Source organism: Lachnobacterium bovis, from assembly GCF_900111325.1.
In the GTDB taxonomy this organism is placed as follows: domain Bacteria; phylum Bacillota; class Clostridia; order Lachnospirales; family Lachnospiraceae; genus Roseburia; species Roseburia bovis_A.
Genome location: NZ_FOGW01000011.1, coordinates 1 through 17,487, shown reverse-complemented (window position 1 = coordinate 17,487; position 17,487 = coordinate 1). Strand labels below are relative to the sequence as shown.

Genomic DNA, 17,487 nt, shown 5'->3' with positions numbered 1-17,487 from the left:
TTTTTAGAAATTTAAAATTTTTTTATTTCAAATATTATATTTTTACTCATATGTTTATCATGTTTTTCATTACACTCAATCTTATTATTTATAATCTTAGCTATAGCATCCTTATTATTTAGCACTTTATCAATCTCTATCGCACTTTCGAATAATCCACAATCTCCTTTTATTAACGACCTATAATCCACAACTTCAAGTTTATTATCTTTAAAAAATGTTGAATTCATCTCTTTATCTCGTGTATATTTGCTATACCACAACGCATACATTCCATAATCTATCGGACCTTTTACATCTTTTGATATAGAATCACCTATAAATAAACATTCTTCCGGTTTAACCTTTGCCTTGTACATAACTAAATCAAACATTTTTTTACTTGGTTTTTCTGCACCACTTTCCTCACTTGAAACCATAAAATCAATTTTATTAGATAATCCGAGTTTTTGTATTTTTTCATGTTGAATTAACGCTGTCATATCTGTACATATTCCGATTTTAATATTTTTCTTCTTCAAAAAATCAATACATTCCGCCAAATTTTTTTCAAGCTTCATATTATCAAGCATGCATTCCCAATATATTTTTGTCATAATACTTGTATGTGGAAAAATTGGTAAATTATATTTTTCCAAAAGCATTTGATATCTAATCACTCTACTATGTATCGCTCCAACATCTAAACCAACTCTTCTTTTTTGTATTTTTTTTAAGTCCTCTAATGCTGTTAATACAACACCTTCATCCATATCAAAATTTATTTTCATATAGTCTGCTATTTTTTTCGCAGCGATTATATCGCATTCTTTGAAACTATAAATAGTATTATCTATATCTAACACAACTGTTTTTATCATTTTTCCACCCTCAAATATCAAAAAACCCTAGAGGCTTATTGTGCGTTCTATTTCATTTTAAAAACGCATTCGCCATCTAGGGTCAATATTTTTATTTATTTAAAAATTCTTTAACCTGTTCATAAATACCTTGTGCATCTAAGCGATATTTTTTCAACAAATCAAGGGCTGGGCCTGACTCTCCAAATGTATCATATACACCAATTCTCTTCATTGGAACTGGTTCATTCTCCATTAAAGCTTCGGCTACAGCACCACCAAGACCTCCGATTACTGAATGTTCTTCAACAGTAACTACTTTCTTTGTCTTTCTTGCAGATTTAACAACCAAATCTACATCTAATGGTTTAATTGTATGAATATTTATAACTTCAACAGATACTCCATCTTTTTCAAGCATTTCTGCTGCTTGAAGTGACTCGTTAACTTCTAATCCTGTTGCAAAAATTGTTATATCTGTTCCTTCTTTTAAAACAATACCCTTACCAATTTCAAACTTATAATCATCATTATCATTGATAACTGGAACAGCTAATCTTCCAAATCTTAAATAAACAGGTCCTTCCATCTCATATGCAGCTAAAACTGCAGCTCTAGCTTCTACATCATCTGATGGATTAATAATTGTCATTCCTGGAATAGTACGCATTAAAGCAATATCTTCATTACATTGGTGTGTTGCACCATCTTCACCTACAGAAATACCTGCATGTGTTGCACCTATTTTAACATTTAAATGTGGGTAACCTACTGAGTTACGAACCTGTTCAAATGCTCTTCCGGCTGCAAACATTGCAAATGTTGAACAAAATGGTACTTTACCTGTTGTTGCAATACCCGCAGCAACACCTACCATATTACTCTCTGCGATACCACAATCTATGTGTCTTTCTGGAAATGCATTTTTAAAAATGGCAGTTTTAGTAGCTGCAGCAAGATCTGCGTCTAAAACAACTAGGTTATCATGTTTTTTTCCTATTTCCACTAAAGCATTACCATAACTATCTCTAGTTGCTATTTTTTTTACTTCTGACATAATGCTTCACCTGCCTTCTTTAATTCTTCCATAGCAATTTCAAACTGCTCATCATTTGGTGCCTTACCATGCCATCCAGCTTGGTTCTCCATATAAGATACACCTTTACCTTTAACAGTCTTCATTACGATTGCTGTTGGCTGTCCTTTTACTTCTCTAGCCTCTTTAAAAGCAGCTCGTAACTGTGAAAAATCATTTCCATCTTCAACATTAATCACGTGGAAATTAAAAGCTTCAAATTTTTTATCAATTGGATATGGTGAACATACCTCGTCTACGGCTCCATCAATCTGTAATCCGTTATTATCAACGATTACACAAAGATTATCTAACTTACGGAATCCGGCAAACATAGCTGCTTCCCATACTTGTCCCTCTTGAATTTCACCATCACCTAAAAGAGTATACACTCTATACTTATCATCTGATAATTTAGCTGAAAGGGCCATTCCAACTGCTGCTGAAATACCTTGTCCTAATGAACCACTTGACATATCAAGTCCTGGTGTATGTTGAATGGCAGGATGTCCTTGTAAATCTGACCCAATATGTCTTAATGTTTCCATTTCACTTCTTGGGAAAAATCCTCTTTCTGCCAAAACTCCATATAACCCTGGTGCAGTATGACCTTTTGATAGAACAAATCTATCTCTATCATCTTTCTTAGGGTCCTTTGGATCAACATTCATCTCTTCAAAGTAAAGATAAGTAAATAAGTCAGCTGCAGATAATGATCCACCTGGATGTCCAGATTTTGCAGCATGAACTCCGGTAATAATATTCTTCCGGACTTCAACAGCGATTTTTTGAAGTTCTAAATCTGTCATTTTTTTTTCTCCTTATATGCTTTTAGGTTCTAACAAATATTAACATAATATTTTTTTGCATAGTTAATACTACTCTACCTTATAATGTACCTTCTTGTCAATTAATTTATCGTCTTAATCCCTGTTTAACAGACAAATATTATAAATTAAATATAAAATTTTTACTATAATATCCTATTCTCCAAATACTGCAATATAATCTTTTTTGAATTTTTCAATTCCTTGATCAGTTAATGGATGTTTAGTCATTTGTTCAATAACTTTATAAGGAACAGTTGCAATATCTGCTCCAGCTAACGCACAATCTGTTACATGAATTGGATTACGTACTGATGCTGCTATAATTTGTGTTTCATATCCATATATATCAAAAATTTCTGAAATTTGTCTTATCAATTCAATTCCCGGTGTATTAATATCATCTAATCGACCTAAAAATGGTGATACAAAAGTTGCGCCAGCTTCTGCTGCAAGTAATGCCTGATTAGCTGAAAAAATCAAAGTACAATTTGTTTTGATTCCCTCTGCTGTAAGTGTTTTAATAGTCTTTAATCCTTCTGCTGTCATAGGGATTTTTACAACCATATTAGGATGAATCTTCGCAATTTCTCTTCCTTCCTTAATCATTCCTTCTGCATCTGTTGTCGTCGCTTTAACTTCACCACTAATTGGACCATCTACAATAGATGTTATCTCCTTTATTACTTCGTTAAAATCTCTTCCCTCTTTAGCTATTAATGATGGATTTGTTGTAACACCACTAATAACTCCCATATCGTTTGCCTTTCTTATATCCTCAACGTTTGCTGTGTCGATAAAAAATTTCATTTTATGCTTCCTCCCATTTCTAAATTTACTTAATTTCCTTTTATTAATCATTACACTTTAATAGTGTTAATTAAAACTCTTAGCATTTTTACTTTAGACCATCACTTTAATGTCTCTTTGCCCATAGTATGCATTTTTACCATGTTTCCTATAATAATGCTTATCCTGAAGCTCCTGAGGTGCTTCTTTTTCATTCGGATTAATCCACTCGCTTCGTGCCGCCATTTTAGCAACTTCTTCTAAAACTACTGCATTGTGTACTGCATCTTTTGCATCTTTTCCCCATGTAAATGGTCCATGATTTTTGCACAAAACCGCAGGTGTTGCTTCATAATCTTTATTTCGTCTTACAAATTCATCTGCAATCAATATTCCCGTATTTTTCTCATAATCTTCATCAATTTCCTTTTTTGTAAGATTTCTGACACATGGAACTGATCCATATAAATAATCGGCATGTGTTGTTCCATAACAAGGAATGTCACGTCCTGCTTGTGCCCAGCTTGTAGCCCATGTCGAATGAGTATGTACTATTCCACCTATGTTTTTAAATCTATTGTATAAAACGACATGAGTAGCTGTATCAGATGAAGGATTATATCTGCCTTCTACCTTATTTCCTAAGAGATCAACAACAACCATATCTTCTGGTGATAATTTATCATAATCTACACCACTTGGTTTTATAACAAATAATCCTTTTTCTCTATCAATTCCACTCACATTTCCCCATGTGAATGTTACTAAATGATATTTAGGCAAAAGCATATTTGCTTTATAAACTTTTTCTTTCAATTCCTCTAACATGTCTCACTTCTCCTCTCCTTCCTTTATCTGATTTTATAATAAACCCTATCCGTTACTTTTTCAAGTGTTTTTAAAATATTTTAGTTCTTTTTAAAATATAAATCGGCTAATCATAAAAATTTTTCCATTAAATCAACTACTATCCGTCTTTTATAATACTATTTGATATGATTGACAAAATTTTAATTAGTCACTTGACTATATATATATATAATATTTTTATAATAATTATAACATTTTAAGGAGGTAGCTTTATGAAAAAGCATTTAATAACACGCAGGAGAAACCTACACTTATGAAAAAAATACTAACATTTGTTGGAATATCGATAGGACTATTATCAATATTTTTTATATTTAGCATCAATTGCCAACAAGTCTCAATCACTAATAACTATAAATGTCTGGAGAATAATAAAATGAAAGCTATTATTTTAGAAAATATAAGAAAAAAATTGTAATGAACCTTCTAAAACAGCTTAACCATGAAGGTAAAACCATTTTATTAGTTTCACACGATTCTGAAGTCATTTCTAATTGCAAACGTATAATTAATTTAGAGTAGTTGATTTTTTATTTATAGTCTTTTGCACTATATATATCACTACAGCGTTAATAATAAAAATAAGGGCTATGAAAACTAATTTTCCATATGCCCTTATTTTTTACTTTGTCTAATTACACTAAATATTTTTATTTTCCTATAAAACGTGTAATAGTAGAAATGCAAAATGATGCAATACACATAATCACAATAGTTGCAACCGCTTTTTTTATAACTAATGATGCCGCAACAGCAATCAGCATAATAGCTGCGCAAACAATAATTCTATTCTTCCTCATAAAGCTTTCCTCCTTTTAAATGATATACTTTGCTTGATAATTCTGAAACTATTGTATCTATATGACTTGAAAAAATGATGCTATTTTTCCCATTTGATACATAATCTTTCAAAACACTAATGGCTTTCTTTTGACTCTTACTATCCATAGCATTTAATGGCTCATCCATAAGTAAAATTGGAATTTCTAGGGATAAAACTGCTGCCAAAAAAGTTTTATATTTCATTCCCAAAGAATAATCACCCCAATCATCATTTATATAACTTTCCACCTCAAATATTTTCATATATTTTTTAAAATTATTCTCAAACTCTAATGAATTTTTTTTCCATAAAGCCCTTAATAATTCTGCATTTTCTCTTCCTGATAAATTGTCATACATATCTGGCGCATTAGAAATATAAATAGAATCCTCTCTAAATTTTTTTAAATTGGCATCCATATTATATTCATCAAGAACACCCGCAAGTATCTTAAGCAGCGTTGTCTTACCAGCTCCATTCATTCCATTTATACATACTATTTCTCCACCTTGTATTTCAAATGAAACATCTTCTAAAACCATATTTTCTGAATTATAAAAAAACTGTAGATGCTTTACAACCTTTTTTTCTTTCTTATTTTGCATTTTTCACCTCTCTTTAAATTTTAACATATGAAATATTACCTTCTATCAATGCTGCAATAATTTAAAAATCATTTTCTTTAAAAATCTTTTTAATTATCGTAAACATCATAACGGACAAAATGATAATATATCCCAAATATATGTGCTCAGCATTTTTCCATGTCACTCCATTTATCCAACTCCCGATGCAATTTATTATTAATACATATATCATTGGTATTAAATATAAATTTTGGGGAATACTTGTCATTTTGTGAAGAATTGAATAAATCTTATCATCCTCCAAATCTTCTATCTTGTGTTTTATGCATACTATGTATGGGTAGTGGTACATAACTGATGCTACTAATCCAAATATTATAGTTGTAAAAAATGTAATTATAAGTCCTTTCCAACCAAATGCTTTTGAATTTAAAAATATTACAATGCTCGCAATTATTGTCAAAATTGCATTTGCTATGTAAAATATACCTGCTAAACGCATTTTAGATATAATTAAATCCTTAATTTTATATTTAGACATCTTATAAAGATCTAACACTTTCCAATCATCCTCTAGCATAAATACTTTTTCAAAAACGCTTCTAATTGTACCTATTCCAGAAAAACAGTTTGACATAACAACAACAATAGTTACAATATCTGATAAGTATTGATTGTTAATACTCATTTCTAATTTATACCACACAATTATTTTGATCAAAAAATCTAGCGGAAAAACAACATTCAATATCGTTTCTATAAGATTTTTTCTAAAAGTTTTAGATATTATTTTTATATCCTTCTTTAAAAAAAAGTTCTTAGGTTCAAATATTTTACCTATATAATCTATGTTTTTTAAAATCTTTATATGTTTTATATTTCTTAGTCTTTTCTCCAATATTACGCAGCTTGATAATTCAATAATTATTGCACATAATAACACCAATAAACAAAAACGATATACCTTCTCATTCCTTGTTACAATATTAAATATTTCTTTGAACTTAGACAAAAATAACATTTGGTAGTATTTTTCATCTAAGCTGTAATTAAGTAACTCTCCTATTGATTTAATGTTTTGTCTCATAAAAAGAATTTTTTCTATAAAAAAATCCATACATTTCAATGTAATTACACTAAATGCAACACTAAATATAACTTTTAATATTAAACTCAAAAAAACTATATATTTAGATATATATCCTTTTTCTTTGATAAGTCTCTTGTAAATTTTAGCACTTTTTGTCAAGAAAAACGCTAACTCGAATACTATAATATATATAATAGCTTTAATATTGTAATAAAATATAAAATAAAAAGACGAAGATATTATTACTGAAATATTGTCATATAAAGAATTAATTCTTGTAGAAAAAATACATATTCTTATTCTATCTGACATAGAAAAATTTGAAGTACAAAACATTTCATTTTTAATGATTTTATTTTGTTTATTTTCATTACGAAATTCTATATTACTAGTAATTGCAAACATATTCCATATCAAAAAAATACCTATTTTACCATATTTATAATTTAAAGACCTCAAAAAAAAACCTATTATTAATGTATAAATTATTATAAACACTACTTTTATTATTAAATCTTTCTTTACATTTAATTTTAATTTAAATATTTTATTTTTATTTTTTAACCTTTTTCGAATATTTTCATTAAACAAATTTTTATAAACTACATATCTGTCTCCCATTTTTATAAGTTCTCCATCTCCTTCTTTTAAAATATTCAAATAATTTTCATAAATTAGCTTATCATTTTAATCTATCATTTACAATAACATGAGTAAAATTCGTATAAAAAACTATAAATAACGGATATTTTTTAAAATATATATATTTTTTTAAATTATGATAGATTTTTGTACAAAAAAAGCCCTAATCTATAGGGCTTTTATCAAACTATTTATGACTTATATATTTTTTACTCTTTTAAACAAATTCATTGCATTATCCCATGTAATTTTTTCAACTTCTTCTGTTGAAATTCCTTTTATTCTCGCAATTTCTTCCACAACATATGGAATATTACTTGAATCATTTCTCGTTCCTCTATTAGGCTCTGGTGCCATATAAGGACAATCCGTTTCAAGCAAAATTTTCTCAATTGGTATTTCTTTTACTGTCTGTTTTAGTTTTTTCCCATTTTTAAATGTAACAACTCCTCCAACTCCTATATAATAACCCATTTTTATATATTCTTTAGCCATCTCTGGTGAATAAGAATAACAATGAATTACACCTGGTATTTCTTCTGCTCTTATTTCTTTCATCACCCTAAACGTATCCTCTGCTGCATCTCTTGAATGTATAATTACTGGTAAATGTGCTTCTCTTGCTAATTCCATCTGTCTCTTAAACCAATATCTTTGTGCTTTTTGAATATCCTTGTCCTTATCCCAATAATAATCAAGACCTATTTCACCTAATGCAACTGTTTTCTCCCATTTTACTTGTTGACGTAACCACTCAAATGATTCTTCCGTCAAACAATCAATATCACTTGGATGAACACCGACTGCTGCATATATAAAATCATATTTTCTTGCTATTTCGATTGTTGTTTTTGTAGTCTCTATTGAAGCTCCTACATTTATAATTCTTTTAATTCCTTTTTCTGGCAACGATTTAATTAATTCTTCTCTATCATTGTCAAATTTATTGTCATCATAATGCGCGTGTGTTTCAAAAATCATTTTTGTTCCTCATTAATACTTTCTATTTTATAAATTAATTAACACTACATTTAATAATTACATATTTTGTAATAAATAAGCTTTTATTAAGTTCAACTCTTCAATATCAATGCAATGTTTAATTTTATTATTTATAACTGCATCAATGCATTCATCCATCTCAAGCCATAGTATGCCTTCAAGCTCTTCTTTTTGAAGTTTAAAATCTTTAGCATCCTTATCTAGCCATACTATATATACATGGCTAACTTGTCTGTCTACATATTGTTCTCCATAAAAAACATCAAATGTATCTTTTTTATATAATCCTAAATCTATAAGTTGATTTTCTTCAACTTCCAAATCTAATTCTTCTTTTAATTCTCTTATCGCTGATGGCACATAATCTACTCCAGCCGGTACATGCCCTGCACTTGAAATATCATAACAACCCGGAAATGAATCTTTATCACTTGCTCTTTTCTGCAATAAAATTTCAATTTTGTTATCATTTTTCTTTAGGATCCAAACATGTGCAGTCCTATGTCTTTTTCCTTCTCTATGGGCAACTTCTCTAGCGACCGTTTCACCAGTAGGATTTCCGTTAATATCAACTACATCTAATAATTCCATATGAAAAACCTCACATTCTCTTCTATTCTATCTTTTTAGGATGCCAATATCATTTTTATCATAATACTACTATTAATCCTATACTACTCCACTCCATTTCGTCAATGTGTTAACGTAATATTCTTGACATTTAATATGAAAAAACTCTAAAATACATACATACACTAAAAATGGAGGAAATCATGCAAAAATATTTAAAAATTCAATATATAATAGCCATAATATTACTTATAATAGGTATTTTATCGTTTACAGTCATCGGAAATTATGCATCATCTGCCGAAAACCATTCCGAATCAATCAAAACACTTGATGAAAAGAAAAAAGTTGTAATGAACTTAACTGCCTCTTCAACCCTTTTATCTGTTGCATTAACTGCACTTCCAGGGGATACAGCAACTCCGATTGCCGAAAAATTAGCTGATTTAAGTGGTTATTTCTTGTTCATCATGACATCAATTTATCTTGAAAAGTTTTTACTTACAGTATTAGGATTTGCAGCATTTAAAGTTATACTACCAATCGCTTGTATCATTGGAATATTTGCCACATTTTTTCCGAATCAAATTCGATTACGATATATTTCAATTAAGCTAGGACTTTTCGCACTTACTATAGCAAGTGTCATCCCATTGAGTCTTACTATTTCAAACAAAATAGAAGAAACTCAAAAAATTAATATTGAACAGTCTATTGAAAGTGCTAATAAAACTGCTAATAAAATCAAAAAATCTTCAGCCAATGATACATCTAGCAAGAAAAATACTAAAAATTCTTCTGATAATATGCTTGATAAAGCTAAGAATTTTATTTCTAATGCTAAGGATAAAGCCGCTGACTTAGGAAACAGTTTATCTGTTTCATATGAAAAAACAAAAACTGTGTTAAACTCTTTTATCGATATAATAGCTTTGTTTATTGTAACAACTTGTATTATTCCAATTTTAACATTAGCTACTTTGATATGGCTAACTAATTTATTTTTTAATTTAAAAATAAACCACAATTCGCTTGTTCCAAGTAACTTGATTAAAAAATCATAATTTACATTTTTTTAGAATCTAAACAGCATCTTTGTTTAGATTCTTTTTTATTAATACCTCTTCATATTCTACGAACATTAGAATTCTATTTCTATTTTCGACCACATATACCAATTCCGTGAATAAATAATAATACTACTTTTTACATTATGATAAGTTAAAAATAGTATCACCAATCCTCGTTGACTTTTTTTTCTTTTTATGTTTAAATAAAAAAAGATTAAATTTTAACTTGCTAAAAGCAGTAATAAGGAACAAGTAAGTAATTATGAATTCTACAGAAAATTACCGGTTGATGAGAGGTTTTAGATATAATTAATTACCGAATACATCCTTTAGCTTTGTACTGAACAATTATAATTAATTTAGTAGGCTACAACGGATTAGTGCTCGTTATTGCACTGAAGTGTTGATTGACACTTGTTGAGACATTCTTAGTGATAAGAATGTAAAAAAAGGTGGTACCGCGAATTATCTCTCGTCCTTTTATAAGGACGGGAGTTTTTTATTATCTTTTTATTTAAATTTAGGTGGTTAATTACAACTTTTGTCTTTAATCTACTATTTTATAAGATTACAAAAGAAAAAATTATATTTATGGAGGAAAAATCATGACATTATATGATGAATTAGTTGCCCGTGGCCTTATCGCTCAGGTAACAGATGAAGAAGAAATCAAAGAATTAATTAACAATGGTAAAGCAACTTTTTATATTGGATTTGATCCTACTGCTGATAGTTTACATGTTGGACATTTTATGACACTTTGTCTTATGAAACGTTTACAAATGGCAGGAAACAAACCAATTGCACTTATCGGTGGAGGTACAGCTATGATTGGCGATCCTTCTGGTCGTACCGATATGCGTCAAATGATGACTCCTGAGACTATTCAGCATAATGTCGACTGTTTCAAGAAACAAATGGCTCGATTCATTGACTTTTCTGAAGGAAAAGCTCTTTTAGTTAATAATGCAGATTGGCTTATGGACTTAAATTATGTTGATGTATTACGTGAAATCGGACCTCATTTTTCTGTAAACAGAATGCTTACAGCTGAATGTTACAAACAACGTATGGCTCGTGGTTTAAGTTTCCTTGAATTCAACTATATGATTATGCAAAGTTTCGACTTCTACACATTATACCAAAAATACGGATGTAATCTTGAATTTGGTGGAAATGATCAGTGGAGCAACATGCTCGGTGGTACAGAACTTATCCGTCGTAAACTCGGAAAAGATGCTTACGCAATGACAATTAACTTACTTCTTAATTCAGAAGGCAAAAAAATGGGAAAAACTGTAGGCGGTGCTGTATGGCTTGACCCAGAAAAAACTTCACCATTTGAATTCTTCCAGTATTGGAGAAATGTTGCAGATGCAGATGTAATCAAATGTATGAAAATGCTTACTTTCCTTTCTCTTGAAGAAATTGAAGCAATGGAATCTTGGGAAGGTGCAAAATTAAATGAAGCAAAAGAAATCCTTGCATTTGAACTCACTAAACTTGTTCACGGCGAAGAAGAAGCTACAAAAGCTAAAGAAGCCGCTCGCGCATTATTCTCAGGTCAAGGTTCCGATGAAAATATGCCTAAAGTAACATTATCTGAGGCAGATTTATTAGATGGCCAAATTGACATCATGGGAGTATTGGTTGCTGCAGGACTTGCAAACACAAGATCAGATGCTAGACGCGCTGTACAGCAAGGTGGTGTTTCTGTTGATGGCGAGAAAGTAACTGACATTAAAACTTTCTACACACTTGATGACTTTTCTGATGAAGGAAAAGTTGTGAAACGTGGTAAAAAGAAATTTGCTAAAGTTTTAGCTTAATTGTTGAATTTTATCATTCTAATCCCTTTATCTCTGAAATAGCTTGCTATAAGAATTTCAAAATTATTAAATAAAGGATATTTTCATCAATAGTAGCAAAAATAAAATAACATTTTGCTACTATTGATTTTTTTATATATAATGTTATTATTAATTTATGGAGGTATTGTTATGAAAAAAATTCTAAAATTTGTGGGAATATCAATAGGAATATTGTCAATATATTTTATGCTTAGCATCAATTTACAAAACGTCTCTATCACTAATAATTACAAATGTTTAATGATTATGACAGACAAAGATGTGCCTATAAACAAAATGCTTAATGTCGCTCAAAGCAACAATTTGACATTTCAAATACGCAATTTCGTTCAATACGGTTTTTTTGATAGGACTGTAAAAATAGAAGCAATAAACCCTACAGCCAAAATCAAATTAGGAAAACAAAAATCCCTTTTACCCAACAAAAATATATACATATCAAAATACAAAAAGGAAAATAAACGAAAAACAAACATTTTTTTTTATAGAACCTAACAGCAAAAACGATTTAGATAACATTCAACACATTTTAAGTTCTAATGATATTAACGCATCTTATTGCAATAGTGACAATTTTCACCTTGGTTATAACTTATTTTTCCAAAGCAACATCATATTTGTAATTGTGTTATCTTTAATTACGGTATTTTCTACTCTAATGCATTATATTTCTCGTAATAAAGAAATCGCAGTTCTAAAAATAAGTGGTAAATCTACATTTTCAATATCCTTATCTTTATATAAAAAAGAACTTTTAACTACTCTCAAAGGAATATTGATAATTATAATACCATTTTCCATTTATATACTTTTAAAAGATGCATCACAACTTTTATACTATTTCGAATTGGTAGGCATTATTTCCTCACTAACCTTGCTTATATATTCAATTATAGCTTTATTAGGTTTGCCATATATAAATTTTCTCAATGTAACTACAAGTGTAAAGAACAATAGAAATAATACTGTTATATATCTAATATTACTTTTATTTAAAATAGTATTAACTACTACTTTGTTTATAAATATAATGAACGTTTTTAGCAGTAGCAAGGAACTCTACTTAACATTAAATAATTCTAATTCTATAAATAAATTTAGTTTATATGAATTAAATATAAGAAATTATAAACCTTCAACAGCAAACAAGAAATTGACTACTTATATTTCAAATTTCAAAACCGGGATTTACCGTTTTGAATATTGTCCTGAAGAAAATATTGATAAAAATTATACCATTGATGTTAATGACACGGAAGATTTGAATTTTCATAGTATCAAGGCATCTTCTAATCTGTTACCAAAACTAAATATAAAAGATAACAACAACAACGGAATAACCCTCTCTCCTTCAAAAAATTATCTTTTAATTCCCAAAAAATATTGGGCAGATAGAAATATTATCAAAAAAAATTATAATTCAAATACAGAGTATCAATGTATATGTATAAAAGACAATCAAAAAATTACAAATTTTACTGACCCTAGTTGCTATTCATATAACATGATATTATCATTAACACCTTTAAAATCCAACTTTTCTATTTCATCTGACCCAAAAATATTTATGACAAAAGAAAAGGCTAAATTGATAAATAGAGAAATAGACAAACTAAAAATTGAACATGCTTCAATTAAAGCAAGCCCCCTCAGTGATGAACTTAACGAAACTACTGGAACTATTAAATATTCTTTACTGACTAATACAATATTTTTAGTAATACTCTTAGTTACTGTTGCTGTTGTTAATTATGTGAGTATTCTTTCTTATTATGAAATAAAAAAGAAAATGCTTGCAATCGAGAATCTTCTAGGCCGAAGTAACCTAAAAGATATTAGTACATTTTTGATTATTAACGGAATTATCACATTAATTATAAGCTTAGGTGTCAATCCTTTCTTTATTCTTTTAATAATTCCTGAATCCATCGTATTTTTAATGATTCTACAAGCTAAGTCATTTAAAAATACTACACTTATTTTAAAAGGAGAATAACAAGATGAAAGCTATTGTTTTAAAAAATATAAAAAAGAATTATAACGAACATGTAATTTTAGATAATTTTAACCTAGAAGTTGAAGATGGTGACTTTGTCGGCATAAAAGGAAATAGTGGTCGTGGAAAGACTACTCTTCTAAACATTATTGGTCTACTAGAAAAGGCTGAAGGTACTATTAAAATATATGGTGAAACTATAAACTTTTCAAACAAACGACAAAAACTAAATATCTTAAAAAATACAATTGGATATCTCTTCCAAAATTATGCACTTGTTGACGATTTAACTGTATACGAAAACTTAAAAATCGTCTTAGAAAAGAAATCGAAAAAAACTGCAAAATCACTAATGATAGATGCGTTAAATAAAGTTGGGTTAAATGAAGACATTTTATTCAAAAAAGTATGTACATGTTCTGGAGGTGAACAACAACGCATAGCCATTGCTAGATTGATTCTAAAAAAATGCAAATTAATCTTAGCCGATGAACCTACTGGCAGTTTGGATCCTGAAAACACACAAATCGTTATGAATCTTCTAAAGCAGTTAAACAATGAAGGTAAAACTGTATTGTTAGTTTCTCACGATTATGATGTTATAGCAAATTGCGAACACATAATTGAATTGTAAATAAATATTAAGGGCGTATAGGTGAATTTATTTCATCTTACGCCCTTTTTATCTTAAAATTATAGTTTTATCTCATATTTATAAAATATTTTTTCAAAAGGAACAACATATACTATTCCAGCCAAAATTATTTCTATAATGCATTTAATTATTGAATCTATTTTCAAAAAGTTAACCGTAAATACAATAACTTGTATATAAATCACGACGCAGCCCATCGCAAAAGGCTTAAAAACTTCTCTTTTTCCAAGTTTTTTTATTAATACTTCCCATGTTTTTCTATTATACATTTCAGTAAATACATAATATAATACCGTGTTACCCAATACCAAAATCGTAGCATTAAAATTATTTACATATAAATTATACATTTCTGTCATTATGAAAACAGTAAAATATTGAAGCCGCGTTTTAAAGGCTAATCTTCCAAGCTCATTTGAAACAATCCAATGCTTTTTTTCACAGCCCATTGCTTTTTTAAATAAATAATTCTTATATGTATTATCATAATCATCCATATACTTTTCAATCTGTAATTGGACACATGCCATATAAACCATAAATATACTTTCATAAATAATTATTATATTTTGTTTGAAAAATAATACAACTCCTGCTCCAATTATAAAAGTCAGATTTTCTTGTAACACTAAAAAATTATATCTATATAAATAACTTTGATTGTAATCTCTTATACATGAAATTTTCCTTGATTTTTTTTTAACTTTATTAAATCCACACGACGTATAAAAATCTTTTACCAAAATCACTATAACAACTAACATTGCAAAAAAATTAATCACCAGCAGTTTTATATTGAAAAATACTAATAAACTCTCCAGAAAAAACCAAAAAAACATAAAATGTATTGCATAATAATTATTTTTTAAATATAAATACATTAAATATTTTATTTTATTTCTTGTAACCATAAGTATTTTTTTGCTTCTAGTCTCTTTATACTGTTCCACTGTTTTTAACCAATATTGGTTCAAAACAGAGAAAATCATCAACACCTCAGCTACTATAATAATAAAATAATTTCTTACACTAATCATTAAAACATATGAAAAGATCAAATACAAAAGCCCTATTATTATGCCTATTATATTATCCATGACATAATATTGTTCTTTCGATAAATGACTTTTTGAAAATCTCCAACGATATAATTGTATCAGTTTTAGCATCTTTAAATACATTTTTCCTCCAAAAAAATATGCACTGATTTAAACCATCAGTACATATTGATTAAAATAGTCCTATCAAAAAAATAACTACAAATAATAAAATTGTTCGCTTTTTATAATCTTTATTAATTTCTTTTGAAATCAAAGTATATAACCCTGTGCAATATATTAAATTACTAATAATTCTTACCACTAAATTAAAATTCGTCAAATTTCTAAATAAATTAGACACAATTATAGCAAATACTAAGCTTTCAAATTTAGCTAAGAAAATTACATTTAAAGATTTAGCTCGACTAATATGATTTGATCTGCATAAACCTATCACAACTCTTAATAATAAATAATTTAAGATTACCACACAAATGGCTTGAATGATAATTATACTTATAACAAAAAACATTGGATTTTTTAAATCATCTTTAATCAAGTTTAACGCTTCTTCTATTTTTCCATGCATTTTTTTATTATTAAAAATAATTGTATAATTACACCACAAATATAACCCTAAATATATAATAAAGTTTAATGTAGTAAACCATATATTAAAATCTTTTTTCTTACATTCTTTTTTATTAGTGCTTTCCATATTCATGACCCCTATATATCTCCTTTGACTAACTTAATTGTTTTTATACTGCTATCATCTATATCTTCGTGGTCAATCAAAAAAATAACTGCCTTTTTGTTTTTTGCGTAATTTTTTAATTTTTTTAGATATTTTTCTCTGAAAATTTTATCTAAATGTGCTAATGTTTCATCTATAAAAATTAATTTATAATCATATAGTGAATACAACAAGGATAATCCAACTTTCATTCTAGTTCCTAACGAACACTCTACAGCAACTTTTTTGTAATCTTCCTCAAGAATATTTAATTCTCTATACAACTCTACTGTCTCGTCCATTTTAACACCACTCATAACATGTAACCATTCGATATTTTCTTCTATCGTAAGCCATTCTTGACATAAATCAATGTCTGGTAGATATAAAATTTTATTGGCTTTGGAATATTCTTCTATGCTAATCAATTTTTTTTGATTTTGAACCAATATAGTTCCACTTTCACATTGTTCTAAACCGCTTAAAATTCTTAATAACGTAGATTTACCTGTTCCATTTCTACCTTCTATTTTATATACATTTCCGCCTACAAATTCATACGAAAAATCCATTATAACTTCGAGGTTTTCATAAGTTTTATTAATATTTTTTGCAAGTAAATTCAATATAGTAAACCCTCCAGAATTGCAGAAATCAATAACATTATAATACTTAGCAAAATATGATATTGCTGTATAAAACGCGATATTTATACTTTCTAATATACCATGTTTGTCCATCTTTGACAAACACTTTATCAATCCATAATTGTTTATAAAACTAAATAAATTGTAATCAGTAATAAAAATATCAAAACAATATAAAATCGGCATAATAGGTGCTAATTTTATACAGCTGAAAACGTTTCAATATTGAGAATAAATCATACATATAATAAAACCACACTCTTATATATTAAATGTACATATATAGAATGTGGCTCTTTTTATTTTTTCTAAAATTATTACATACTATACAAAAATTATTATTTATGATTTCTTAAGA

At 28.2% G+C, this 17,487-nt stretch carries 18 protein-coding genes and 1 other annotated feature; of the genes, 5 read left to right on the top strand and 13 right to left on the bottom strand.

Going from position 1 to position 17,487, the window contains the following annotated elements; all coding sequences use genetic code 11:
• Window positions 1-11: 11 nt before the first annotated feature.
• The 10 genes from BMY79_RS05795 to BMY79_RS05755 all read right to left on the bottom strand — a co-directional run bounded on the left by BMY79_RS05795 (window position 12) and on the right by BMY79_RS05755 (window position 9,135).
• Window positions 12-860 (bottom strand): HAD family hydrolase, encoded by an 849-nt coding sequence (locus tag BMY79_RS05795; protein WP_074730575.1) that lies wholly within the window; start codon window positions 858-860, stop codon window positions 12-14.
• A 91-nt stretch (window positions 861-951) separates the two neighbouring features.
• Complete coding sequence (locus BMY79_RS05790; protein WP_029066780.1) at window positions 952-1,896, bottom strand: transketolase family protein; 945 nt, start codon at window positions 1,894-1,896, stop codon at window positions 952-954.
• Entirely contained in the window at window positions 1,884-2,723 is an 840-nt protein-coding gene (locus BMY79_RS05785; RefSeq protein WP_022749155.1) for a transketolase, read from the bottom strand. Before BMY79_RS05785 ends, BMY79_RS05790 begins: the two co-directional genes overlap by 13 nt.
• A 174-nt stretch (window positions 2,724-2,897) precedes the next feature.
• On the bottom strand, window positions 2,898-3,551 hold the full coding sequence (gene fsa, locus BMY79_RS05780) for a fructose-6-phosphate aldolase (protein WP_074730574.1): 654 nt from the start codon (window positions 3,549-3,551) through the stop codon (window positions 2,898-2,900).
• 93 nt (window positions 3,552-3,644) lie between these two features.
• Window positions 3,645-4,358, bottom strand: a complete 714-nt coding sequence (locus BMY79_RS05775) for an L-ribulose-5-phosphate 4-epimerase (protein ID WP_074730573.1) — start codon at window positions 4,356-4,358, stop codon at window positions 3,645-3,647.
• 692 nt (window positions 4,359-5,050) lie between these two features.
• Window positions 5,051-5,200, bottom strand: a complete 150-nt coding sequence (locus BMY79_RS12160; protein ID WP_022748832.1) for a hypothetical protein — start codon at window positions 5,198-5,200, stop codon at window positions 5,051-5,053.
• Complete coding sequence (locus BMY79_RS05770) at window positions 5,187-5,828, bottom strand: ATP-binding cassette domain-containing protein (RefSeq protein ID WP_074730572.1); 642 nt, start codon at window positions 5,826-5,828, stop codon at window positions 5,187-5,189. The genes BMY79_RS12160 and BMY79_RS05770 overlap by 14 nt, the downstream gene beginning before the upstream one ends.
• A 61-nt stretch (window positions 5,829-5,889) precedes the next feature.
• Entirely contained in the window at window positions 5,890-7,521 is a 1,632-nt protein-coding gene (locus tag BMY79_RS05765) for a hypothetical protein (RefSeq protein ID WP_074730571.1), read from the bottom strand.
• A 219-nt stretch (window positions 7,522-7,740) separates the two neighbouring features.
• Window positions 7,741-8,523, bottom strand: coding sequence for a TatD family hydrolase (locus BMY79_RS05760; RefSeq protein ID WP_074730570.1), 783 nt, complete (start codon window positions 8,521-8,523; stop codon window positions 7,741-7,743).
• Window positions 8,524-8,580: 57 nt separating this feature from the next.
• Window positions 8,581-9,135: an NUDIX hydrolase gene (locus BMY79_RS05755; RefSeq protein WP_022748838.1), complete on the bottom strand. Its 555-nt coding sequence runs from the start codon at window positions 9,133-9,135 to the stop codon at window positions 8,581-8,583.
• A 182-nt stretch (window positions 9,136-9,317) separates the two neighbouring features.
• Between BMY79_RS05755 and BMY79_RS05750 the strand changes: the two genes are divergently transcribed.
• The 5 genes from BMY79_RS05750 to BMY79_RS05730 all read left to right on the top strand — a co-directional run bounded on the left by BMY79_RS05750 (window position 9,318) and on the right by BMY79_RS05730 (window position 14,685).
• A complete protein-coding gene (locus BMY79_RS05750) occupies window positions 9,318-10,178 on the top strand; it encodes a hypothetical protein (RefSeq protein WP_074730569.1) in 861 nt (286 codons plus the stop codon).
• 235 nt (window positions 10,179-10,413) lie between these two features.
• Window positions 10,414-10,667: a binding site (T-box leader), on the top strand.
• 122 nt (window positions 10,668-10,789) lie between these two features.
• Complete coding sequence (gene tyrS, locus BMY79_RS05745) at window positions 10,790-12,013, top strand: tyrosine--tRNA ligase (protein WP_027422221.1); 1,224 nt, start codon at window positions 10,790-10,792, stop codon at window positions 12,011-12,013.
• Window positions 12,014-12,184: 171 nt separating this feature from the next.
• Window positions 12,185-12,550, top strand: a complete 366-nt coding sequence (locus BMY79_RS05740) for a hypothetical protein (protein WP_074730568.1) — start codon at window positions 12,185-12,187, stop codon at window positions 12,548-12,550.
• 163 nt (window positions 12,551-12,713) lie between these two features.
• A complete protein-coding gene (locus BMY79_RS05735; RefSeq protein WP_143065822.1) occupies window positions 12,714-14,051 on the top strand; it encodes a hypothetical protein in 1,338 nt (445 codons plus the stop codon).
• 4 nt (window positions 14,052-14,055) lie between these two features.
• Window positions 14,056-14,685 carry an ATP-binding cassette domain-containing protein gene (locus BMY79_RS05730; protein WP_027422224.1) on the top strand — a complete coding sequence of 210 codons (630 nt, stop codon included), beginning with the start codon at window positions 14,056-14,058 and terminating at the stop codon, window positions 14,683-14,685.
• A gap of 59 nt (window positions 14,686-14,744) precedes the next feature.
• Here the strand turns inward: BMY79_RS05730 and BMY79_RS05725 are convergent, their stop codons facing one another.
• The 3 genes from BMY79_RS05725 to BMY79_RS05715 are packed head-to-tail and all read right to left on the bottom strand — an operon-like array spanning window position 14,745 to window position 17,108.
• The gene (locus tag BMY79_RS05725) at window positions 14,745-15,887 is read right to left on the bottom strand and encodes a hypothetical protein (protein WP_074730566.1); all 1,143 of its coding nucleotides are present in this window, start codon (window positions 15,885-15,887) and stop codon (window positions 14,745-14,747) included.
• Between the two features lie 49 nt (window positions 15,888-15,936).
• Window positions 15,937-16,470: a hypothetical protein gene (locus tag BMY79_RS05720; RefSeq protein ID WP_074730565.1), complete on the bottom strand. Its 534-nt coding sequence runs from the start codon at window positions 16,468-16,470 to the stop codon at window positions 15,937-15,939.
• 5 nt (window positions 16,471-16,475) lie between these two features.
• Complete coding sequence (locus BMY79_RS05715) at window positions 16,476-17,108, bottom strand: ATP-binding cassette domain-containing protein (protein ID WP_074730564.1); 633 nt, start codon at window positions 17,106-17,108, stop codon at window positions 16,476-16,478.
• Window positions 17,109-17,487: the final 379 nt, after the last annotated feature.